The sequence below is a fragment of the Bradyrhizobium sp. HKCCYLS3070 genome (assembly GCF_051167575.1).
Lineage (GTDB): Bacteria > Pseudomonadota > Alphaproteobacteria > Rhizobiales > Xanthobacteraceae > Bradyrhizobium.
The window spans coordinates 125,781-148,765 of sequence record NZ_JBNPTI010000013.1 but is presented as its reverse complement, the minus strand read 5'-3'; the positions used below and the strand labels follow the sequence as shown (position 1 = coordinate 148,765).

General features: G+C 66.5%; 20 protein-coding genes. 13 read left to right on the top strand and 7 right to left on the bottom strand.

Annotated features, from left to right (window positions below):
- Positions 1-122: 122 nt before the first annotated feature.
- The 5 genes from ACQR03_RS28750 (at position 123) to ACQR03_RS28730 (ending at position 4,050) form a co-directional block, all read left to right on the top strand.
- On the top strand, positions 123-542 hold the full coding sequence (locus tag ACQR03_RS28750; protein WP_316201554.1) for an HIT family protein: 420 nt from the start codon (positions 123-125) through the stop codon (positions 540-542).
- A gap of 3 nt (positions 543-545) precedes the next feature.
- On the top strand, positions 546-1,490 hold the full coding sequence (gene nudC / locus ACQR03_RS28745; protein WP_315752214.1) for an NAD(+) diphosphatase: 945 nt from the start codon (positions 546-548) through the stop codon (positions 1,488-1,490).
- Between the two features lie 130 nt (positions 1,491-1,620).
- On the top strand, positions 1,621-2,121 hold the full coding sequence (locus tag ACQR03_RS28740; RefSeq protein WP_315715344.1) for an Lrp/AsnC family transcriptional regulator: 501 nt from the start codon (positions 1,621-1,623) through the stop codon (positions 2,119-2,121).
- 112 nt (positions 2,122-2,233) lie between these two features.
- Entirely contained in the window at positions 2,234-2,563 is a 330-nt protein-coding gene (locus ACQR03_RS28735; RefSeq protein ID WP_316169643.1) for a hypothetical protein, read from the top strand.
- Between the two features lie 20 nt (positions 2,564-2,583).
- A complete protein-coding gene (locus tag ACQR03_RS28730) occupies positions 2,584-4,050 on the top strand; it encodes a methyl-accepting chemotaxis protein (RefSeq protein WP_316167266.1) in 1,467 nt (488 codons plus the stop codon).
- A gap of 53 nt (positions 4,051-4,103) precedes the next feature.
- Here ACQR03_RS28730 and ACQR03_RS28725 read toward each other — a convergent pair whose 3' ends face one another.
- The 4 genes from ACQR03_RS28725 to ACQR03_RS28710 form a co-directional block, all read right to left on the bottom strand.
- On the bottom strand, positions 4,104-5,603 hold the full coding sequence (locus ACQR03_RS28725; RefSeq protein WP_315825862.1) for a phosphomannomutase/phosphoglucomutase: 1,500 nt from the start codon (positions 5,601-5,603) through the stop codon (positions 4,104-4,106).
- A gap of 224 nt (positions 5,604-5,827) precedes the next feature.
- Positions 5,828-6,328, bottom strand: a complete 501-nt coding sequence (locus tag ACQR03_RS28720; protein WP_315799204.1) for a TIGR02281 family clan AA aspartic protease — start codon at positions 6,326-6,328, stop codon at positions 5,828-5,830.
- Between the two features lie 161 nt (positions 6,329-6,489).
- Positions 6,490-8,964 (bottom strand): ATP-dependent helicase HrpB, encoded by a 2,475-nt coding sequence (gene hrpB, locus ACQR03_RS28715; RefSeq protein ID WP_434842097.1) that lies wholly within the window; start codon positions 8,962-8,964, stop codon positions 6,490-6,492.
- Between the two features lie 116 nt (positions 8,965-9,080).
- Positions 9,081-10,400 (bottom strand): UDP-glucose dehydrogenase family protein, encoded by a 1,320-nt coding sequence (locus tag ACQR03_RS28710; RefSeq protein ID WP_434842090.1) that lies wholly within the window; start codon positions 10,398-10,400, stop codon positions 9,081-9,083.
- Between the two features lie 151 nt (positions 10,401-10,551).
- Here ACQR03_RS28710 and ACQR03_RS28705 point away from each other — a divergent pair, with 151 nt between their 5' ends.
- On the top strand, positions 10,552-11,604 hold the full coding sequence (locus ACQR03_RS28705) for an acyltransferase family protein (protein ID WP_434848911.1): 1,053 nt from the start codon (positions 10,552-10,554) through the stop codon (positions 11,602-11,604).
- Positions 11,605-11,612: 8 nt separating this feature from the next.
- On the opposite strand, the gene ACQR03_RS28700 is transcribed toward ACQR03_RS28705, so the two are convergent.
- The gene (locus ACQR03_RS28700; RefSeq protein ID WP_434842088.1) at positions 11,613-12,581 is read right to left on the bottom strand and encodes a quinone oxidoreductase family protein; all 969 of its coding nucleotides are present in this window, start codon (positions 12,579-12,581) and stop codon (positions 11,613-11,615) included.
- A gap of 99 nt (positions 12,582-12,680) precedes the next feature.
- Here ACQR03_RS28700 and ACQR03_RS28695 point away from each other — a divergent pair, with 99 nt between their 5' ends.
- From ACQR03_RS28695 to ACQR03_RS28680, 4 genes are all read left to right on the top strand, one after another.
- Positions 12,681-13,532 carry a LysR family transcriptional regulator gene (locus ACQR03_RS28695; RefSeq protein ID WP_316201558.1) on the top strand — a complete coding sequence of 284 codons (852 nt, stop codon included), beginning with the start codon at positions 12,681-12,683 and terminating at the stop codon, positions 13,530-13,532.
- A gap of 72 nt (positions 13,533-13,604) precedes the next feature.
- Positions 13,605-16,637: a DNA polymerase I gene (gene polA, locus ACQR03_RS28690; RefSeq protein WP_434842087.1), complete on the top strand. Its 3,033-nt coding sequence runs from the start codon at positions 13,605-13,607 to the stop codon at positions 16,635-16,637.
- Between the two features lie 1,007 nt (positions 16,638-17,644).
- Positions 17,645-18,844, top strand: a complete 1,200-nt coding sequence (locus tag ACQR03_RS28685) for a glycosyltransferase family 87 protein (RefSeq protein ID WP_434842086.1) — start codon at positions 17,645-17,647, stop codon at positions 18,842-18,844.
- Positions 18,845-18,928: 84 nt separating this feature from the next.
- On the top strand, positions 18,929-19,564 hold the full coding sequence (locus ACQR03_RS28680; protein WP_316193313.1) for a LysE family translocator: 636 nt from the start codon (positions 18,929-18,931) through the stop codon (positions 19,562-19,564).
- A gap of 129 nt (positions 19,565-19,693) precedes the next feature.
- On the opposite strand, the gene ACQR03_RS28675 is transcribed toward ACQR03_RS28680, so the two are convergent.
- Positions 19,694-20,320: a glutathione S-transferase family protein gene (locus ACQR03_RS28675; protein ID WP_315715332.1), complete on the bottom strand. Its 627-nt coding sequence runs from the start codon at positions 20,318-20,320 to the stop codon at positions 19,694-19,696.
- A gap of 168 nt (positions 20,321-20,488) precedes the next feature.
- On the opposite strand from ACQR03_RS28675, the gene pyrE reads away from it, so the two are divergent.
- The gene (gene pyrE / locus ACQR03_RS28670) at positions 20,489-21,046 is read left to right on the top strand and encodes an orotate phosphoribosyltransferase (protein ID WP_315752224.1); all 558 of its coding nucleotides are present in this window, start codon (positions 20,489-20,491) and stop codon (positions 21,044-21,046) included.
- Between the two features lie 188 nt (positions 21,047-21,234).
- The gene (locus tag ACQR03_RS28665) at positions 21,235-22,059 is read left to right on the top strand and encodes a DUF2865 domain-containing protein (protein WP_316200376.1); all 825 of its coding nucleotides are present in this window, start codon (positions 21,235-21,237) and stop codon (positions 22,057-22,059) included.
- A 95-nt stretch (positions 22,060-22,154) separates the two neighbouring features.
- Here the strand turns inward: ACQR03_RS28665 and ACQR03_RS28660 are convergent, their stop codons facing one another.
- Positions 22,155-22,586, bottom strand: a complete 432-nt coding sequence (locus ACQR03_RS28660) for a hypothetical protein (protein WP_316193312.1) — start codon at positions 22,584-22,586, stop codon at positions 22,155-22,157.
- A 138-nt stretch (positions 22,587-22,724) separates the two neighbouring features.
- Between ACQR03_RS28660 and ACQR03_RS28655 the strand changes: the two genes are divergently transcribed.
- Positions 22,725-22,973: a hypothetical protein gene (locus tag ACQR03_RS28655; RefSeq protein ID WP_316200366.1), complete on the top strand. Its 249-nt coding sequence runs from the start codon at positions 22,725-22,727 to the stop codon at positions 22,971-22,973.
- Positions 22,974-22,985 lie beyond the last annotated feature (12 nt).

Genomic DNA, 22,985 nt, shown 5'->3' with positions numbered 1-22,985 from the left:
GTCCGGAAAGCAAGCGCGAGCTTCGCCGGCCTAGTCTACCGCCCCGCGGGCTTGTGCCGCAGCTCGGAAAGGCTTTAGGTGCCCGCGAGCTCCCCACCTGACCATCCGCCAGGAACCGCCGCATGCCCGAATCATCCTGGTCGCTGCATCCGCAACTTGCGAAGGATACGATCGACATTGGCGACCTGCCGCTGTCCCGCGTGCTGGTGATCAAGGACGCGAACTATCCTTGGCTGCTGCTGGTGCCGCGGCGCGAGGGCGCGGTCGAGATCATCGATCTCGACGAGGTCGCGCAGGCGCAGCTGATGACCGAGATCACGCGGGCGTCACGCGCGCTCAAAGAGATCACCAAATGCGACAAGCTCAACGTCGCCGCGCTCGGCAACATGGTGCCGCAGTTGCACGTCCACATCATCGCGCGACGCACAAGTGACGTGGCCTGGCCGCGACCGGTGTGGGGCGCCGCGCCGCCTGTGCCCCACGATGCGCAGGAGGTGCAGCAGTTCATCAGCGCTATCAGGCGCAAGATCTGGCTAGGGTGAGAGATGTCGCCATTCGACTTGTTTCCGTTGGGCAAGCCGGCCTTCGTCGGCCATCCGATCGATCGCGCCGCCCATCTGCGCTTCCATGACGAGAGGCTGCTCGGCTTCGAGAGCAAGCCGTCGACGCGGGCCTATGTCGTGCATCGCGATTCGCTGGTGCTGAAGCGCGAGGGCGACAAGCTGCGCGCGCTGCTGTCGATCGACGAGGCGCTGAAGTTCGGTGCCAATCCGGGAACGATCTTCCTCGGGCTGCAGGACGGCGCGGCGGTGTTCGGCATGGGCATCTCGCCGGCGGCCGTCGAGAAGCTCGCCGGGCGCGACGATGTGGCGGTCACCGAGCTGCGCGGGGTGGCGATGCAGGGCGCGATCCCGGTCGACCAGTTGGCGACGATCGCGATGGCGAAGTCCCTGGTATCATGGCATCAGCGCCACGGCTTCTGCGCAAATTGCGGCGCCAAGACCGCGATGCGCGAGGGCGGCTGGAAGCGCGAATGCCCGAGCTGCAAGACGGAGCATTTCCCGCGCACCGATCCGGTCGTGATCTCGCTGGTCGCCTCGGGCGACAAGTGCCTGCTCGGGCGGCAGAAGCAGTTTCCGGCCGGCATGTATTCCTGCCTCGCCGGCTTCGTCGAGGCGGCTGAGACGATCGAGGACGCCGTCCGGCGCGAGGTGTTCGAAGAATCGGGCATTCGCTGTACCGACGTGACTTATTACATGACCCAGCCTTGGCCCTATCCGTCGTCGTTGATGATCGGTTGCAGCGCCCGAGCGCTCAACGAAGACATCGTCATCGACCGCACCGAGCTCGAGGACGTGCGCTGGTTCAGCCGCGACGAGGCCCGGCAGATGCTACTGCGGCAGCATCCGGATGGCTTGGCGGGACCGCATCCGTTCGCCATTGCTCATCATCTGGTCGGCCGCTGGCTGAAGGAGAACGACGAGCGGTAACAGGAAACCAGCCCGGCCCTCTGCGGAAACGGCCAGACCCGGCCGCAAAGGGCTGAACGGCCGATCCTTGCCTTGGAACGATTTTCTCTATATGAGGGTTTTATAGCCTTCCTATGGAACAAGTTTCTCCATGACCGATGTCGCCGCCCAAGGCTCCGAGGCCAATCGCCGGCTCGATGCCATTGACCGCAAGATTCTGATGGTCCTGCAGGAGGACGCATCGCTCTCCGTCGCCGAGATCGGCGATCGGGTCGGATTGTCGTCGACACCGTGCTGGAAGCGCATCCAGCGGCTGGAGGCCGATGGCGTGATCCTGCGCCGGGTGGCCCTGGTCGATCAGAACAAGATCGGGCTCGGCATCTCCGTGTTCGTGTCGGTGGAGAGTGCCGACCATTCCGAGGCCTGGCTGCGCAAATTCGCCGAGGCGGTCAGCTCGATGCCGGAGGTGATGGAGTTTTACCGGATGGCCGGCGACGTCGACTACATGCTGCGCGTCGTCGTTGCGGACATGCAGAGCTACGATGTCTTCTACAAGAAGCTGATCAGCGCGGTGCCCCTGAAGAACGTCACCTCGCGCTTCGCCATGGAGAAGATCAAGTCGGTCACGGCGCTGCCGGTGCCGCCGGTCTGAGCCGAGCATTCCGGGCCGCTTGGACGTTGCAGCGCCGGCGTCCCGAACTCCAGTCGTCATCCCTAACGAACGTTTACCGGAAGTTATTCCCATCCCTCTATTCTTGGATGTGATGACGTCCGGTGCAACCATACCTCCGTCTTCGCGCCCGTGGCTCAATGCCACGGCGCTTCTGATCGCGAGCTTTGTCGCGGTCGCAGCGCTGTCACTCCAAGTGCGCGCGGGGAGCGAAATCGTGGCCGTCGCTTTCCCACCTTGGTGGAGCGCGCAACACGCGATGCTCGCTGCGGCCTCGGCTGACGCCGCGCTCGTGCGCACAACGACCATTTCATCGCTGCTGGTCGTTCGTCCCGGCGAACACGACGGCTCGGCGCGGCTGCGCGAGGCCGGAGCCTGGCTCATCATCGATCCGCAGGCGGTCTCCGCCTGCCTTGCAAAATGATCTCTTTGGGGGAATCGGAAATGAACGTCGAGACCAGCGATCTGGCAACCCTCCGGCACACGACCAGCAAGCTTCTGCTGGCGGTACTCTGGGTTCACGTTCCGCTCTCCCTCATCATCGGGCTGTCGCGCGGCGACTGGCTGATGCCGACCATGCTCATGGTCGTCATGGCGGTGGTGGCGACCCTTTCCTGGCGCAGCGCCGGCGACACCTTGTCGACCCAGCTCACGGTCGCGGTCGCCGTCATGGGCGGTGTATCTGTGCTTGTCTACCAGATGTCCGGACATGCCTGGCAGATCGACATGCACATGTATTTTTTCGCCGCGCTCGCCTGTCTGGTCGCATATTGCGACTACCGGCCGATCCTGGCCGGCACCGTCGCCGTCGCGCTTCACCATCTGGTCCTGAACTTCGTCTTTCCTGCAGCGATCTACCCGGGCGGCGCTGATTTCGGCCGCGTTGTGCTGCATGCGGTCATCCTGCTGATCGAGGCCGGTGTTCTCATCGCCCTTGCGCTCAAGCTGACGCAGTTGTTCGAAACCAGCGCGCGCAAGACCGCGGAAGCCGAATCGGCGATCGCTGCCGAGGCGCGCGCCACCGCCGAGCGGTTCGAGGCCGAGCAACGCGTCAAGCAGCAGGCTGATCTTGCCCGTCGCGAGCTTGCGGAAGGCTTCGAGCGCAAGATCGGCGGCATCGTCGAGGCGGTGGCCGTCGCCGCCAACGAGATGCAGAGCCTGTCCTCGTCGATGAGCCGGAGCAGCGCGGAGTCCTCGCGCCAGACGTCGGCCGCGGCCGGCGCCTCGCAACAGGCGTCGACCAATGTCGAGACGGTCGCTGCCGCAACGGAAGAGCTGACTGCGTCGATCAACAGTATCTCACAGCAGGTGACGCGGTCGGCGGAGATCGCCGCGAAAGCGGCGGACGAAGCTCGCCGCACCAACACCGTGGTCGCGAGCCTGGCTGCCGGCACTCAGAAGATCGGCGAGGTGGTGACGCTGATCCAGACGATCGCCAGCCAGACCAACCTGCTGGCGCTGAACGCCACCATTGAGGCGGCGCGCGCCGGCGAGCACGGCAAGGGCTTTGCCGTCGTGGCAAGCGAGGTCAAGGCACTCGCCAACCAGACCGCGAAGGCCACCGAGGAAATTTCCAGCCAGGTGCAGAGCATCCAGAGCGCAACGGGTGACGCCGTCTCCGCCATCCAGGCGATCGGGGGAACGATTGCCGAGATCGACGACATCTCCAAGGAGATCGCCACCGCGGTCGAGCAGCAGGGCCTCGCCACCGGAGAAATTTCCGGCAACGTGCAGCAGGCGGCCGAAGGCACGCGGCTGGTCAGCCAAAGCATGGGCAGCGTGACCCGTGCCTCCGACGAGACCGGCAGCGCCGCCTCGCGCCTGCTGGAGTCCGCGACCGGACTCACCTCGCAATCGACCCGGCTCAAATCCGAGGTCGATCAGTTCCTGAGCTCCCTGAGGGCCGCTTGATCCCATCGAGTAGGATGGGATCAGCGCCCTAGCGCGACATCATCGACGCGGCCTCAGATCGTCTGGTTGTAGGCGCCGACTTCGGGATGCGTCCGCAGCACCTCGTTGACCGCCTCGAACATGTCGTGCATGCGCTGCTCGGACACCGGGCTTTCGACCACCACCACGAGCTCGGGCTTGTTGGATGACGCTCGCACCAGACCCCAGCTGCCGTCCTCGACGGTGACGCGGACGCCGTTGACGGTGACGAGATCGCGGATCTTCTGCCCCGCCACCTTGCCGCCCTGCTGCTGCAGCGCCTGGAAGTGCTTCACGACAGCGTCGGCGACGCCGTATTTGACCTCGTCGCCACAATGCGGCGACATGGTCGGCGACGACCAGGTCTTTGGCAGCGCGTTCTTCAGGTCGGCCATCGACTTGCCCGGCGCCCGGTCGAGCATCTCGCAGATCGCGATCGCCGAGACCAGACCGTCGTCATAGCCTCGCCCGAACGGGCGGTTGAAGAAGAAGTGGCCCGACTTCTCGAAGCCGGCGAGCGCACCGAGCTCGTTGGTGCGGCGCTTCATGTAGGAATGGCCGGTCTTCCAGTAGGCGGTCTTCGCGCCCTGCGCCTGCAGCACCGGATCGGTCATGAACAGGCCGGTTGACTTCACGTCGACGACGAACTGCGCGTCCTTGTGGATCGCCGACATGTCGCGCGCCAGCATCACGCCGACCTTGTCGGCGAAGATCTCCTCGCCGGTATTGTCGACCACGCCGCAGCGATCGCCGTCGCCATCGAAGCCGAGGCCGACATCGGCCTCGTGCGCGAGCACGGCATCGCGGATGGCGTGCAGCATCTCCATGTCTTCGGGATTGGGATTGTATTTCGGGAAGGTGTGATCGAGCTCGGTGTCGAGCGGGACAACCTCGCAGCCGATCGCCTCCAGCACCTGCGGCGCGAACGCGCCCGCGGTGCCGTTGCCGCAGGCCGCGACCACCTTCAGCCTGCGCTTCAGCTTGGGACGGCTGGTGAGGTCGGCGATGTAGCGCGCCGGATAATTCTCATGGAACTGATAGGAGCCGCCGCTGCCATTCTTGAACGCGGCCTCGAGCACGATCTCCTTGAGCCGGGTCATCTCTTCGGGGCCGAAGGTGAGCGGGCGGTTGGCCCCCATCTTCACGCCGGTCCAGCCGTTGTCGTTGTGCGAGGCGGTCACCATGGCGACGCAAGGCACGTCGAGGTCGAACTGGGCGAAATAGGCCATCGGCGTCACGGCAAGGCCGATGTCATGCACCTTGCAGCCGGCGGCCATCAGGCCCGAGATCAGGGCGTATTTGATCGAGGCGGAGTAGCCGCGGAAATCGTGCCCGGTCACGATCTCCTGCTTGACGCCGCGTTCGGCGATCAGCGCGCCCAGCCCCATGCCGAGCGCCTGCACCCCCATCAGATTGATCTCCTTGTTGAACAGCCAGCGCGCGTCATATTCGCGGAAGCCCGTCGGCTTCACCATCGGCTCGGATTCGAAGGCGTAGGTATTGGGAACCAGGACGGGCTTGGGTTTCGGAAACATCAGGAGACGGCCTCGGCAATATCACATCAATGGAAGAAGGCATTCGTGCTTAGCACGACGTCAGACAACAGTGTCAGAAGGCAGAGGAATGCAGGCAACAATCGGGCAGGACCGCTCGAGCAGGCCACCCGACGAACTATTCAATGACTGCGACTCGGGATCGGCCTGCCTGCCGGTATGTGGGGGCCGGTGACGCGCAAAACAACATTCCGCTTCGGTGCAGCCTACTGCTCCAGCACCATCTGACCGTTGGCGTAGGCGAAACGCTTCAGCTTGGACAGGAAGGACAGGCCGAGCAGATTCTCCGACAGCGCCGTATCGGGCAGCACCAGGGCATCGACGTCACGCACGGTGAGCTCGCCGAGCTCGACCATCGCAAGCCTGGCCCGGGCGGCCTTCACGGTGCCGTTGGCCGTAGTCACGGTGGCGGTGTAGTCGCCGCGCGCCGGACGCAGGCCGAAACGGGCGGCCGAGCTCTCGTTCAGCGCGACCATCGAGGCGCCGGTATCGACCATGAAGCTGATGCGCTGGCCGTCGATGCGGCCGTCGGCGCGGAAGTGACCGCGGCGGTCGGTCGGAATGCTCAGGCTGCGCTGGCCCGCAGCAGACGGTTCCGCCGTGGCAACCCGCGCGGACGGCGTCGCGGATGCCGACGCGGGGGTCAGGCGATCGGCCAGTTGCGCCATGAAGGTGCCGAGACCGACGAGAACGGCCGCGAAGATCATTATGTTACGCATGACGCAAACGCCCGACTTTACCCCGCAACCGATTTGACCATCAAAGCCGCTGACGGGCGACTGCGAGCGACCGGCTGCCGCCGCCATTTTGGCGAAAACGATGAGTGAAGCGTTAACGACAACGACGGCGGCGGTACAATTTGCATGAGCTACGTCCCCCGCGGCTTGGCCCGCCGGGTCGGCTCGGCATGGGCCGGATCGTCGGGCCAAGGATGGCGCGGATAGCGGCCGCGCAGGTCGGTGCGGACCGCGGCATAGGAGCCGCGCCAGAAGCCGGGCAGATCGCGCGTCACCTGCACCGGCCGCTGCGCCGGCGACAGCAGCTCCAGCACCAGGGGCACCGCGCCGCGCGCGATCGAGGGATGGACGTTCAGGCCGAACAGCTCCTGCAGCCGCACCGCGATGGTGGGCCCCTGCTCGGCCTCGTAGTCGATCGCCAGCATGGTGCCGGTCGGCGCCTCGAAATGGGTCGGCGCCTCCCGATCGAGCCGGGCGCGGAGATCCCAGGGCAGCAGCGCCATCACGGCGTCGGAGACGTCGCCGGGCGATATGTCCTTGAGCGAGGTCTTGTCGGCGAGCAGCGGCACCAGCCAGTCCTCGCGCCGCTCGGCCAGGCCCGCCTCCGACAGGTCCGGCCAACTGTCGCCTTCCGCCTTGCGCAGGAAGGTGACGCGGTCACGCCACTGCCTGGCGGCCTTCGACCAGGGCAGCCGGTCGAGCCCAGCCGCGCAGATCCCCTCCGCGAAGATGCGCGCGGTCTCCTCCGACGGCGTCAGCGCGACTGGCGCATCGGCCATGGTGATCGCATGCAGCTTGCGCCGGCGGCGCGCCCGCAACGCCATCGCGTTTTGATCGAAGCTGACCTCGTCTCTCGCTTCGATATGTGCAGCAAAATGCCGCTCGATATCCTCGATCGCCAGCGGCGCCGCCAGCAGGATGCGGCCGCTGGCCGCCGTTCCCGTCAGCTCACCGACCGCGATATAGGGCACGCGCGCCAGCGACGAGGCGGGGTCGACGGCGGCGCCGCGGCCATTGGCGAGCACGAAGCTGCCATTGCCGCGATTGCGCGCGACCCGGTCGGGAAAGGCGAAGGCGAGCATCAGGCCGGTGGAGATGTCCGCGTCTCCGGCGCGGGCGGACGCGGACGACACCTGCTGCGCCCACCGCCGCGCCAGATCGCGGGCACTTTGCGCGCGCGGCGAGCGGTCGCGGCGGAACTGATCGAGCCGCACCTCGAGATCAACGCTGTCGCCGCCCAGCCCGCGCTCGGTCAGGATGGCGGCGATGTCGGCGGCCTGCGCCGCCGCGCCGTGGTCCGCGGCATCGACGATCATCCGCGCCAGCCGCGGCGGCAGCGCCAGCGCCCGCAGCCGCCGGCCCTCGTTGGTCAGCCTGCCATCGGCATCGAGCGCATCGAGCTCGCGCAGCAGGTCCCTTGCCTCCTTCCAAGCCGGTTGCGGCGGCGGATCGAGGAAGCTCAGCGCGGAGGGGTCACTGACACCCCATTGCGCCAGATCGAGCACCAGCGAGGACAGGTCGGCGCTGAGGATTTCCGGCTGCGTATAGGCCGCCAGCGAGGCCGTCTGCGGCTCGTCCCATAGCCGGTAGCAGACGCCAGGCTCGGTGCGGCCGGCGCGGCCGCGGCGCTGATCGACGGCGGCGCGCGACGCCCGCACCGTCTCCAGCCTGGTGAGGCCGATGTCCGGCTCGTAGCGCGGCACCCGGGCGAGGCCGGAATCGACCACGATGCGGACGCCTTCGATGGTCAGCGAAGTCTCGGCAATCGACGTCGCCAGCACCACCTTGCGCTGCCCTTTCGGGGCGGGCGAGATGGCGCGGTCCTGGACGGCGGAATCGAGTGCGCCGAACAGCGGCACGATCTCAACGCTGGCATCATGAACGCGCTCTGCGAGCATGGTCTGGGTACGCCGGATCTCGGCCGCGCCCGGCAGGAAGGCGAGCACGGAGCCGGCATCGGCGCGCAGCGCGCTGGCGATGGTCTCGGCCATCTGGCGCTCGACCGGCGCATCCGGCTTGCGGCCGACATAACGGGTCTCGACCGGATAGGCGCGGCCCTCGCTCTCGACCACCGGCGCATTGCCGAGCAGTCTGGCGACGCGGGCGCCGTCGAGCGTCGCCGACATCACGAGGATACGGAGATCCTCGCGCAGCCCCTGCTGCGCATCGCGCGCCAATGCGAGGCCGAGATCGGCGTCGAGCGAGCGCTCGTGGAATTCGTCGAACAGCACGGCAGCGACGCCGGTCAGTTCGGGATCATCGAGGATCTGCCGGGTAAAGATGCCCTCGGTGACGACCTCGATGCGGGTCGCGCGCGAGACCTTCGAGCCGAAGCGCACGCGATAGCCGACGGTGTCGCCTACGCGCTCGCCGAGCGACTTCGCCATGCGCTCGGCCGAGGCGCGGGCCGCGATCCGGCGCGGCTCCAGCACGATGATCTTCTTGTCCCCAACCCAGACTGCATCACGCAAGGCCAGCGGCACCCGCGTGGTCTTGCCGGCGCCGGGCGGCGCCACCAGCACGGCGGTGTTGCTGCGTTCGAGCGTGCCGGACAGTTCGTCCAGCACGTCATCGATGGGCAGCGGTGTGTCGAAGCGGAGGGGCAATAGCAGCAACCCGTCATCACCCGCGAAGGCGGGTGATCCAGTAAGCGCAAATCTCGCGGATCACGAAGATCGGGCGTACTGGATACCCCGCCTGCGCGGGGTATGACAATGCCATGTCAACCGCCCTTCACCGACGGCCTGCCGACGCTCTCGTAGACGAAGCCGTGGGCGGCCATCTCGTCGGGGCGGTAGACATTGCGCAAGTCGACGACGACCGGATGAGCCATCACCTCCTTGAGGCGATCGAGATCCATGGCGCGGTACTGCACCCACTCGGTGACCAGCACGATCGCATCGGCGCCGGTCGCGCACTCATAGGGATCGTCGTAGTAGGCGATCTCCGGCAGCTCCTTCTTGGCCTGCTCGATGCCGACGGGATCATGCGCGCGGACCTTGGCGCCCATGTCGAGCAGACCGGTCACCAGCGGGATCGACGGTGCCTCGCGCATGTCGTCGGTCTCCGGCTTGAAGGTGAGGCCGAGCACCGCGACCGTCTTGCCGCGCAGATTGCCGCCGACGGCATGCGCCACCTTGCGCGCCATCGCGCGCTTGCGGTTGTCGTTCACCGCCAGCACGGATTCGACGATGCGCAGCTGCGTGTCGTAGTCCTGCGCGATCTTGATCAGCGCACGCGTGTCCTTCGGGAAGCACGAACCGCCGAAGCCCGGACCGGCATGCAGGAACTTGGAGCCGATGCGGTTGTCGAGACCGATGCCGCGCGCCACCTCCTGCACGTCGGCGCCGACCTTCTCGGCGAGATCGGCGACCTCGTTGATGAAGGTGATCTTGGTGGCGAGGAACGCATTGGCGGCGTATTTGATCAGCTCGGCGGTGCGGCGCTCGGTGTACATCATCGGCGCCTGGTTCAACGACAGCGGGCGATAGATGTCGCCGAGCACCTTGCGGCCACGCTCGTCCGCGGTGCCGACGACGATGCGATCCGGCCATTTGAAATCGCGGATCGCAGCACCCTCGCGCAGGAATTCCGGATTGGAGGCGACGACGACATCGGCCGTCGGATTGGTCTCGCGGATGATGCGCTCGACCTCGTCGCCGGTGCCGACCGGCACCGTCGACTTCGTCACAACCACGGTGAAGCCGGTGAGCGAGGCCGCGATCTCGCGCGCGGCGGCATAGACGTAGGTGAGGTCGGCGTGTCCGTCGCCGCGCCGCGACGGCGTACCAACCGCGATGAAAACGGCGTCGGCCTCCGCGACCGGCTGCTTGAGGTCGGTGGTGAAATCGAGCCGCTTGGCCTTGACGTTGGCCGCGACCAGCGCATCCAGGCCGGGCTCGAAGATCGGGATTTCTCCGCGATGCAGCGCGGCGATCTTGCTCTCGTCCTTGTCCACGCAGGTCACCTGGTGACCGAAATCGGCGAAGCAGGCACCGGACACCAGACCCACATAGCCCGTGCCGATCATCGCAATTCGCATCGAAACCCATCCTTCAAGGTTAATACTTTCGCGTCTTAAACCATTTGCGGTTCAAGGGGAATTTAGAAAACGGCATGACGTTTGGATGACAAGGAGGAGTATTAACGGCTCTGCCCGACAATGCGGCAGCTCCGCGCCAAAGAGGGACAGCATGACCGCGAATGGTACGCCGAAAACGGCCGGAACCGAGACGCGCATCGACTGGGTGGACTACGCCAAGGGTATCTGCATCATCATGGTGGTGATGATGCACTCGGTGCTCGGCGTCGAGCTCGCCGCCGGCGAGACCGGCTTCATGCACGCCGTCGTCGCCTTCGCCAAGCCGTTCCGGATGCCCGACTTCTTCCTGATTTCCGGCCTGTTTCTGCCACTGGTGATCGACCGGGACTGGCGTACCTATCTCGACCGCAAGGTGGTGCATTTCGCCTACTTCTACGTGCTGTGGGTGACCATCCAGTTCGGCTTCAAGGCGCCCGGCTTCGCCGCCGCGTCCGGCTGGCCGCACGCCGGCTACCTGTACCTGGAATCCTTCATCGAGCCGTTCGGCACGCTGTGGTTCATCTATCTGCTGCCGATCTTCTTCGTCGTCATCAAACTGACACGAAAGCTGTCGGCGCCGGTGATCTGGGGCATCGCGGCCGGCCTCGAAATGGCGCACATCGTCACCGGCTGGACCGTGATCGACGAATTCTGCGCCCGCTTCGTCTACATCTATTCGGGCTATCTGTTCGCGCCTGCCATCTTCGCGCTGTCGGATCGCGCGCGGGCGCAGCCGATGCTCGCCATCGTCGGCCTGCTCGCCTGGGCGGTGATCAACCAGTCGCTGGTGAACCTCGGTGTCAGCGAGTGGCCGGCTGTCTCCCTCATGCTCGGCTATGCCGGCGCCGTCGCCATCATCATCGCCGGCACGCTGCTGGCGCGCGCGCAGCTCCTCAACGCATTGCGGTTCTGCGGCGAGCATTCGATCGTGATCTATCTCGCCTTCTTCCTGCCGATGGCGGCGACGCGCACCTTGTTGCTGAAGACGGGCGCCATCGCCGACATCGGCACGATCTCCCTGCTCGTGACCGTCGCCGGCGTGCTCGGCGCGCTCGCGATCTGGCGCCTCGCGCTGCGCCTCGGCGCACGCTTCCTGTTCGAGCGCCCGATCGCATTCTGGATCGCGCCGCCGAAGCCAAGAGCCGTGTTGCAGCCGGCGGAGTAGCGTCACCGTCAGGGCACCAGAAGCAGCGCGCCACGGCTGCGGCCGCTCTCCAGATCGATATGGGCCTCGACGACCCGCGCCAGCGGATACACGGTGCCGTGGCCGACGAGATCGCCATTGGCGAGCGCGGCGAGAACCGTCGCCGCATCCCTGCGATAGTCGGCGACATCGTTGACATGGGCCATCACGCTCGGGCGTGCCAGCGACAGGCTGCGGCGCGGCCCCAGCTCCTCGACGGCAAGGCTTGGAATTGGACCGCCGGACTGACCGATGCTGGCGACCGTCCCGAACGGCCTGACGCAGGCGAGCGTTTGCGCAAGCGTCTTGCCGCCGACGCCATCGTAGGCGACATCGACGCCGCGCCCGTCGGTCAATCGCTTCACGGCATCGACGAAGTCAGCATCCCGGCCGACGATCAGATGGCGCGCGCCGGCGGCACGCGCGAGCTCCGCCTTGGCCTCCGAGCTCACCGTGCCGATGACGGTCGCGCCGCGCAGCCGAGCCAGTCGCGTCAGCACCTGGCCGAGCCCGCCGGCGGCACTGTGCACCAACAGCGTCGTTCCGGCTCCGACGGCATAGGTACGATTGAGCAGCATCACCGCGGTGATGCCTTTCAGCAGGGTCGACGCAGCGCTCGCTTCAGACACGGCGTCGGGCAGCGGCATCGCGCGCCAGGCGGGCAGATTTCGCTCCGAGGCATAGGCGCCGACCGGGGCGCCGGCATAGGCGACGCGGTCGCCGACGGACAACTCTGTCACGTCCGCGCCTTTCGCCGTCACGATCCCCGCCCCTTCGACCCCAGGAATTCCATCGGGCAGCGGATAGAGGCCGCTGCGCTGATAGATATCGATGAAGTTCACGCCGATCGCGGTGTGGCGCAGCCGGATCTCGTTGGCGCACGGCGCCGGCAGCTCAACATTCTCCAACACCAGATTCTCCGCGCCACCCGGTGCCTTCAGTCGAACGATAGCAACCATGCCCGTCTCCACACATCTTGCCTTGATCCGGACAGTGTGGTCAGCGTTGGCATTCTGCGGAATTGCCCAATTTGGCTCCCCTATTGTGAATATTCGAACATGCGGATCGACTGGACCGACCTTCACCACTTCGTGACCCTGGCCCGCGAGGGCACGCTGTCGGCCGCCGCACGTGGTCTCGGCGTCGATCATGTCACGGTGGCCCGCCGGGTCGCGGCCCTGGAACGGGCCACCGGGCTGAAGCTGGTCGACCGCCGAGCGCGGGCCTATGAGCTGACCGAGGACGGCCGCCGCCTCGCCGCGGCCGCCGGCCCGATGGAGCAGGCCGCGTTCGCGATCGAGCGCGCCGTGGTCGCATCGCGTCCCGGTCTGGCCGGTGAGGTCTCGGTCAGCGCGCCGCCGACGCTCGCCAACAGGCTGATCGCGCCACGGCTGGTCGAGCTGCACCGGCGGCATCCCGCCATCATCATCAAGCTGATCGGCGAGAAGCGCAGCGCCTCGCTCAACCGACGGGAAGCCGACGTCGCTCTGCGACTGTCCCGTCCCGACGAGCCCGGCCTGATCGCACGCAAGATCGGCCGCTTCGGCTTCAACCTCTACGGCGCGCCGCACTATCTCAAGGAGACGCCGCAGCATGCGCTCGGATTCATCGCCTATGATGCCAGCATGGACTCGGCACCCCAGCAGCAATGGCTGAAGGCGGTCGCCGGGCAGCGCCCGATCGTGTTTCGGAGCAGCGATCTCGAGAGCCAGGCCGCAGCAGCGCGCGCAGGGCTGGGGCTCGCCGCCCTGCCGCATTTTGTCGGCGATCATGATCCCGACCTCACCCGCTTCGAAGCCGGCGCGGCCATCAGCAGGGACATCTGGCTCATCGTTCATCGCGACCTCAGGCGCACGCCCCTCATTCGCGCCGTCATGGAGTTCCTGACCCGCTGCGTCCGACCGGACTGAGGGGCGGAAAAATCCGGTGCGCATGGCGTCGTCACGGCTGTCAATGCGAGCGAAAATCCCTACATTGCGGCCATGCCCAAAGCTCCCCAGAAAGCCGCCGCCACGCCCGCCGCCCCTGTGCCTGCCGCCGCCAAGAATTTGGCGAAGGGCGCGGCCAACGGCGACCATGTGTTCCTGGTCGACGGATCGTCCTACATCTTCCGCGCCTATCACGCGCTGCCGCCGCTCAACCGCAAGTCCGACGGGCTGCAGGTCAATGCCGTGCTCGGCTTCTGCAACATGCTGTGGAAGCTGCTGCGCGACATGCCCGAGACCGACCGACCGACGCATCTGGCCATCGTGTTCGACAAGTCCGAGGTCACGTTCCGCAACAAGATCTACGCCGACTACAAGGCGCACCGGCCGCCGGCGCCCGACGACCTGATCCCGCAATTCGCGCTGATCCGCGAGGCCGTCCGCGCCTTCGACCTGCCGTGCCTGGAGCAGTCGGGCTTCGAGGCGGACGACCTGATCGCGACTTATGCGCGGCTTGCCTGCGAGCGCGGCGCCACCACCACCATCGTGTCCTCCGACAAGGATTTGATGCAGCTCGTCAACGACTGCGTCACGATGTACGACACGATGAAGGACCGACGCATCGGGGTCGCCGAGGTGATCGAGAAGTTCGGCGTGCCGCCGGAGAAGGTGGTCGAGGTGCAGGCGCTGGCCGGCGATTCCACCGACAACGTGCCGGGCGTGCCCGGCATCGGCATCAAGACCGCCGCGCAGTTGATCACCGACTATGGCGATCTCGAAGGCCTGCTGACGCGCGCGGGCGAGATCAAGCAGCCGAAGCGGCGCGAGGCGCTGATCGAGAACGCCGAGAAGGCGCGGATCTCGCGCCAGTTGGTGCTGCTCGACGACAAGGTCGTGCTCGATGTGCCACTCGACGACCTCGCGGTGCACGAGCCCGATCCGCGCAAGCTGATCGCCTTCCTCAAGGCGATGGAGTTCACCACGCTGACGCGCCGCGTCGCCGAGTATTCGCACATCGATCCGGCCGACGTATCGGCGGATGAGCAGTTGAAGGTGGGATCGAGTCCGGCCGCAGCCCCCACCCCGCCCTCCCCCGCAAGCGGGGGAGGGAGCACACTGAGCAAGCCAGCCGCCGCTCCTCGCAGCGGTGACCCGCGCACCGACAAGTCGGCGATGAGCAAAGGCACACCCGCCAGCCTCGCCGAGTCCAGGGCCGAGGCGGCCAAGAGCGCGCGGATCGATCGCGATAAATATCAGACCGTGCGCACCGTACCGGAGCTGAATGCGTGGCTCGCCCGCGTCCATGACTTCGGTCGGGTCACCATCGACGTCAAAGCCAGCTCGATCGATCCGATGCAGGCCAGCCTGTGCGGCATCGCGTTGGCGCTGGCGCCGAACGACGCCTGCTACATCCCGCTGGCGCATCGCCAGGCCGGCGATGGCGGCGGCCTGTTCGATGCCGGGCTCGCACCTGGCCAGATCAGGGACAGCGAGGCGCTCGCTGCCCTGACGCCCATCCTGGAATCGGCCGGCCTGCTCAAGATCGGCTTCAACATCAAGTTCACGGCCGTGATGCTGGCGCAGGCAGGCATCACCCTGACCAACGCCGACGACGTGCAGCTGATGAGCTACGCGCTGGACGCCGGACGTGGATCGCAGAAGCTCGACTCGCTGTCCGAGCACGTGCTCGGACACGCCATGATCAGTGAAGGTGAGCTGATCGGGAGCGGCCGGAACAAGCTGACCTTCGAGCAGGTCGCCATCGATCGCGCGACCGCGCATTCCGCGGAAGCCGCCGATGTCATCCATCGGGTCTGGCGCGTGCTGAAGCCGCGCCTCACGGCGGAGCGCATGACCGCGGTCTACGAGACCCTGGAGCGGCCGCTGGTGTCGGTGCTGGCGCGCATGGAGCGGCGCGGCATCTCGATCGACCGCCAGGTGCTGTCGCGCCTGTCCGGCGACTTCGCCCAGACCGCGGCGCGCGTCGAGGCCGAGTTGCAGGAGCTGGCCGGCGAGCCGATCAATGTCGGCAGCCCGAAGCAGATCGGCGACATCCTGTTCGGCAAGATGGGCCTGTCGGGCGGCACCAAGACCAAGACCGGCGCCTGGTCGACCTCTGCCTCCATCCTCGATGATCTCGCCGAGCAGGGCAACGATTTCGCGCGCAAGATCCTGGAATGGCGCCAGGTCTCGAAGCTGAAATCGACCTATACCGATGCGCTGCCGACCTATGTCAACCCGCAGACGCATCGCGTGCACACCACTTACGCACTGGCGGCGACCACCACCGGCCGGCTGTCGTCGAACGAGCCGAATCTGCAGAACATCCCGGTGCGGACCGAAGATGGCCGCAAGATCCGCCGCGCCTTCATCGCGACGCCGGGCCATAAGCTGGTGTCGGCCGACTACTCGCAGATCGAGTTGCGGCTGCTCGCGGAGATCGCCGACATCCCCGTGCTGAAGCAGGCGTTCAAGGACGGGCTCGACATCCACGCGATGACGGCATCCGAGATGTTCGGCGTGCCGATCAAGGACATGCCGAGCGAGGTGCGCCGCCGCGCCAAGGCGATCAATTTCGGCATCATCTACGGCATCTCCGCGTTCGGCCTCGCCAACCAGCTCGGCATCGCCCGCGAGGAGGCCTCGGCCTACATCAAGCGCTATTTCGAGCGCTTCCCCGGCATTCGCGACTACATGGACGCGACCAAGGAGTTCTGCCGCAAGCACGGCTATGTCACCACGTTGTTCGGCCGCAAGTGCCATTACCCCGAGATCAAGGCCTCCAACGCCTCGGTGCGCGCCTTCAACGAGCGCGCCGCGATCAATGCGCGGCTGCAGGGCACCGCGGCCGACATCATTCGGCGCGCCATGATCCGCGTCGAGGAGGCCCTGGCGCAAAAGAAGCTGTCGGCTCAGATGCTGCTGCAGGTGCATGACGAACTGATCTTCGAGGTACCGAACGACGAGGTCGCCGCGACCTTGCCGGTGGTGCAGCACGTCATGCAGGACGCCCCCTTCCCGGCGGTGCTGCTGTCGGTGCCGCTACATGTCGACGCGCGGGCCGCCGACAATTGGGACGAGGCGCATTGAGCTGATCGCGGTGATCTCTGCTTCGTCATCGCAAGCGCCGAAATCCGTCCACGAGCGAGATGCCACCCTCCCCTGGAGGGGGAGGGTCGATCGCACGCGAAGCGGGCGAGCGGGGTGGGGTGAGCCGCGGGCGCTGGCGCCTGTGGAGAGATCACCCCACCCCGCCTCCCATTCGCTGCGCTCATGAGAGGCGACCCTCCCCCTCCAGGGGAGGGTGGGCAGCGTGCCTCGCAACGCAGCCCTCATACGCATCCGTTTGATGCTCCCCAATACGATGATCATTGGCTGCAACGCGAGCCGTAGACATGCCTCAGCCTTCTCGCAGCATGATTTTGCTCGAGGGATGCATGTCGTTCGCCCTCTGAATTTTGCAGAGGGCGCAGGGAAGGCCGGGCCTCGGCTGAGGCCCGTGGCCCGCCTGCTCAAAAGAATGCAGGCGGCAGGTACCACAGGTTCAGCCGGACAGACCCGGCCCTCCCTGCGCGATGGGCTTAACGTCTGCTCCGAGCTCTCCCCGGGGACCGGCTTGTTTGCCCCCGTCACCAGCGCGACACGTGATGTCACGCAGGCTTGGCGCCAGCTTCGGGGCGCCAGGACCACACGGCTTGAACGTCCGCGAGCTGCCAATCGTCCAGCGCATCAGCACCTGGCAGGCCCGCGGCCACCGCTCCCCGCCTCAACGTATCGTGACGACGCGTACGCCCCTCTGCATGAGGACGGGATGGCTGAATAGAGCATGACTTCGGAAAAATAGCAATACAAATCTTGACGAGCGCGTTGCCCGATGCGGAGCGATGACGCCGTCCCCTGTTCACGGTCACTCGGAACGCGGCGATTTTACCCCTCGTTAGGCACGATGAGATCGCGCCTGGCCGGATGGACGGACGGTAACACGACGTGCAGCGCACCCTGGCAAGGTTGGAGAGGCACCGCACGCGAGCGATCGCTGACAGCTCCGATCATCCCCCATGCCACGACTGCGCCGAGGGCGCAGAACGAAGAGCTCCATGACCGCGACCTCATCCGCAGCTCACCCCAAGACGCGCGACCGGCGCGCGGTGCTGATCCTGCTGGTCGCGATGGCGCTCTACAACGGCGCCTATCTCGTCGGCTGGGCGCTGTCGTCGCCGCAGCCGGCGTTTGGCGACTTCTTCGGGCTATGGTCGTTCGGCAGATTTGCCGCGCTGTCCGGCGCCAGCATCTACGATCCGGTTGCGCTCGCGCGCTATCAGCAGACGCTGGATCCGACGCTGGGCGGCGGCGGCTTTCCCTATCCCTATCCGCCGACCTTCCTGCTGGTGCTGATACCGCTGGGCATGCTGGCGCTGCCGGTAGCCTATGTCTGCTGGATCTCGGTCACCTTCGCGCTTTATGGCTTGGCGACGCTGGGGCGCGATTGGCGCTCGTTAACCTCTCTGGCGCTGCTCGCGGCGCCGACCACGCTCATCAACGCGATCACCGGCCAGAACGGTTTCCTGTCGGCGGCCTTGCTGATCGGCGGATTGCGCCTGCTCGCGCGCCACCCGATCGTTGCCGGCACGCTGCTCGGCCTGCTCGCCTACAAGCCACAATTCGTGCTGCTGATGCCGGTCGTGCTGCTGGCGTCACGCAACTGGCGCGCCATCCTCTCGGCCATCGCCACGACCGTGATCGTCGCGGTCGTCACCAGCGCTGCGCTCGATCCGTGGATCTGGCTCGAATGGATCGTGAAATTTCCGAGCTATCAGGCGCAATTGCAGGCCAACCAGGTCAGCCTCGATCACATGATGCCGACGGTCATCGCTGGCTTGCACGCGCTCGGCGCGCCGCCGCCGATCGGCTACCTGGTTCAGCTCCTGTTGTCCTGCTCCGTCGTCGTGATGGTCTGGGATGCCTGGCGACGCGGCTCAACGCAGCAGGCGATCGCGCTGGTCGCGGTCGGCAGCATCATCGCCACGCCCTATGCGATGATCTACGACATGCCGATGGTGGCGGCGGGGATTGCGATCCACTGGAAGGCGCGGAGCGACGCCGGCGAGCCGATCGCGCCGCTGGAGATCGGCCTCGTGATCGCGCTGGGAGCCTGCCTGCTCGCCATGATCGGGCACTCCGTGCCGTTCGCGGCGGCCATTCTGCTGGTCCTGCTGGCGTTGAGCATCGCCGGTGTGTTCGACCGCTCCGGCCGGAGCGCGCCTGCATTGAACATGACGCCGCCCGCCGCGGGTTGATTGTTCTCGGTGCAATTGACCGGATGACGATCGGCGATCGGCTGCGCTAAGCAGGCGGAGGAGATCCCCATCGTCACGCCGGTCATGCCCCCCGCATCTTCCCTGCTCGCTTTCGCCCTCGTCTCGCTCGGCATGGTGCTGACACCAGGGCCGAACATGATCTATCTGATCTCGCGCGCGATCACGCAGGGTCACGTCGCGGGCCTGGTCTCGCTCGGCGGCGTTGCCGTCGGCTTTCTGGTCTACATGCTGGCGGCGGCGTTCGGCATCACGGCGCTGCTGTTTGCCGTGCCGTTCGCCTATGACGCGCTGCGCCTCGCCGGCGCTGCCTACCTGCTCTATCTGGCGTGGCAGGCGGTGAAGCCGGGTGGACGCTCGCCCTTCCAGGTGAGGACGCTCGCCATCGACAGCCCACGCCGGCTGTTCCTGATGGGGCTCGCCACCAATCTGCTGAACCCGAAGATCGCGATGCTGTATCTGGCGCTGCTGCCGCAGTTCATCGATCCCGCTGTCGGCAGCGTACTGACGCAGTCGGTGGTGCTCGGCGCGATCCAGATCGTGATCAGCGTCAGCGTCAACGCCATGATCGCCATGGCGGCAGGATCGATTGCCCTGTTCCTGGCGACACGGCCGAGCTGGGCGCTCGTGCAGCGCTATCTGATGGGCACGGTGCTCGCGGGACTTGCGGTGCGCATGGCGCTGGAGGCGCGGCGGGGGTGATTTCCATCGGCTCCCCCGCCTTGTCCGCCGAAGCCTCTCGGCAAAGGCGGACGAGAGCGGGAAAGGGGGCACCGCGCGTGCGGAAAGATCTCGGAAGTCATCGTCGGCAAGGAACGGCCGATGAGCTTCTCAGTCCAGCTTCGCTTCCATGCCGCGCTTCACGGCGGGGCGGGCCATCAGGGTATCGTACCAGCGCTTGACGTTCGGAAAGTCGGCGAGATCCACCTTGTGGCGCGGGTGGCGCCAGGCCCAGCCGACGATGGCGAAGTCGGCGATCGAGAGAGCGCCTGCGACGAACTCGTGCTGCGCCAGCCGGCGGTCGAGCACGCCATAGAGCCGGACCGTCTCGGCCATGTAGCGCTTGAGCCCGTAGGCACGGTCCTGTTCGTTGGTCAGCGCGATGAAATGGTGCACCTGGCCGGGCATCGGGCCGAAACCGCCCATCTGCCACATCAGCCATTCATAGACCGGGATCCGCTCGGCGAGGGATTTCGGCAGGAACTGGCCGGTCTTCTCAGCCAGGTAGAGCAGGATGGCGCCGGATTCGAACACGCTGACCGGCTTGCCGTCGGGGCCGTCGGGATCGACGATCGCCGGGATCTTGTTGTTGGGGCTGATCGCCAGGAATTCCGGCGCCATCTGGGCGCCCTTGGTGATGTCGACCGGAACGACGCGGTAGGGCAGCCCCATCTCCTCCAGCGCGACCGAGATTTTGCGCCCGTTTGGGGTGTTCCAGGTGTACAGCTCGATCGTCATGCGGGGCATCCTTCCCAACCGTCCTTGCTTGGTCGCGGGCTCCCATTAGCTCGAAACTGCATCCGGCTTCAAACGTACCGTTGTTGATGGGACATCGTGGCGGCTGGTCTCCGCCGCCCGCCCCCGATAGATTGCGCCACCCAAGAATCCACCCTCAGGGGAAACGCCGTGTCCAAATCCGCCTCCCGCGCCCGCCTCCTCGAGATCATCCGCAGGCGCTCGTTCGGCCGTGGCGAGGTCACGCTGGCCTCCGGCCGCAAGAGCGATTTCTATTTCAACCTGAAGCCGACCATGATGGACCCGGAGGGCGCCACCTTGCTCGCCGAACTCACCTATGAGGCGCTGAAGGACGAGGGCTTCGATTATATCGGCGGCCTGGAGATGGGCGCGGTGCCGCTCGCCGGCGCGATCGCCCAGATCTCCTGGATCAAGGGCCATCCGATCGCGGCCTTCTTCGTGCGCAAGAAGCCGAAGGAGCACGGCGCCAGGCTCGCGATCGAGGGCCTGACCCGGGACGAGACCCTGGCGGGAAAACGCATCGTCGTGGTCGAGGACGTCACCACCACCGGCGGCTCGGCGATGAAGGCGGTGGAAACCCTGCGCGAGGCCGGCGCCGAGGTGGCGCTGGTGTTCACCATGGTCGACCGCGAGGAAGGCGCCGCCGAGACCTTCGCCCAGGCCGGCCTGCCGTTCCGGGCGCTCTACAAGGCGCACGAATTCCTCTGAGGCGCCTGGCGCGCGGCGCAATTCGCGACCCGCGCATACCGCTCATTTACCAACGCCCGTTAAGGTTACCGCAAAGCTGATGGCGCCATGCCTTGGGCAAGGCGCGTTCGATCGCACATGATCGAGCGACGCGGGTTGCCGCGTCACGGCGTGGCTTTGCGGTGAAGATCCTGGCGATGGAGCGGGCGTTGCGTAGCGTGTTGTCGTTTCGGCGGAGGTCCCGCCACGTCGCTGTCGCGGCGACGGTCGGCCTCGTCGCGGCCGGCGCGCTGGCGCCGCGAATGGCGTCGGCCCAGGGCCTGTTCGACTTCCTGTTCGGCGGCTTCAACAAGCCGCAATCCCAGCGGTCGGCCCCGCAAGGCGGCTTCTTCACCGATCCGTTCGGCACCAACCCGCAGGCCCCCGCCCAGCCGCGCGCCGCGAGCGGTGGATCCGGCGCAGCGTTCTGCGTGCGCACCTGCGACGGCCGCTATTTTCCGCTGACGCGGGGCCTCGCCTCGCCGGCCCAGATGTGCCAAGCGTTCTGCCCGGCCAGCCCGACCAGGATCTATTTCGGCTCCAACATCGACTACGCCACGGCGGCGAACGGCGAGCGCTATGCCGACAGCGAGAACGCATTCGCCTATCGCCAGGCGCTGCGCGCCGACTGCACCTGCAACGGCCGCGATCCGGCCGGGCTGGCGCCGGTCGACCTGTCGCTCGACACCTCGCTGCGCCCCGGCGACGTCGTCGCCACCAGCGACGGCCTCGTCGCCTATTCGGGCACGCGCGGCAGCGGCGGCCAGCCGGCCGATTTCAAGCCGGTCGCCTCCTATCCCGGGCTGAACTCGGACATGCGGGCCAAGCTGAGCGAGATGAAGGTCGCACCGGTGCGCGCCGAGATGCTGGCGGCCGATGCGCTCGCCGCGATGCCGCCGCCGGAGGCCAGCGCCAGCAATGTCAGCGTCGCGCCGCCGCTGACGATCGCGCCGAAGCCGGCCACCGGCCGCGCCAAGCGCGCGGATGTGGATTGAGCCCGGACTCGTCATTGCGAGCGCAGCGAAGCAATCCAGAGTCCCGCACACCACCCTGGATTGCTTCGCTGCGCTCGCAATGACGGAATGCTGACCTAGCGCGCGACGATCACGCCGATGACGTTCGGCGCTTCCAGATATTTCTCCTCGATCGCCGCCCGCGCGGCGGCGCGGTTGTCCGGCGTCAGCAGGCCGCGTTTCTCGGCCAGGATCATCCAGCAGAAGCCCCACCAATCGGTCAGCATGCCCTCGTCGTCGACCAGGTCGTAGCCCTGCTCGGCGGCGAAGATGCGCGCCCGCGCCTCGTCGAGGCCATCGAGGAAGGTGTGGTCGGTGGCCGAGAACAGATCGTCGGAAATGTCGTCGGTGGTGTAGCCCCAGACCGACATGCAGACGGCGTTGAAGGCGCGGTCGATCTGGTCGTCGTCCACCGCCCGCCGGCGAGCCGTCTTGTGCAGCCGCGTCAGGCTGCGCGCAAAATCGGCAATGCGGGTCAGGGCCAAGGGATCGAAGGCGATATTGGACATGGGTGTCCTCGCGGGATGCACTGATGCCGGGGGCTGGCGGATCGAATCGCTGTCAGGATAAACGATCGCTTGCTAAATTGTTCTTAATTTGTTCCTAGCCGATTGTCCATCCCTTCTCAAAGGAGGCGCGCCGCTCTCATGGAGAATTCCAACACCGAAACCGATGCAGCCCTGCGCAAGCGTCTCGACTGGCTGCTGCGCGACCTATGCGTGGACTGGGGCTTTTGCAGCCGCCCCACCGCGGACGACCTGATGCTGGACGGCCAACCGCCCTCTCCGCAGGCGTTCGCCGCGGCCGTGCTGCGGGCCGAAGGCATGAACGCGGAATACGAGCCGGATTGGCGCCGTCGGATCGAGCAGATGTTCGTCGCTCGCCTCACAAGGTGAGTCTGGATCCCG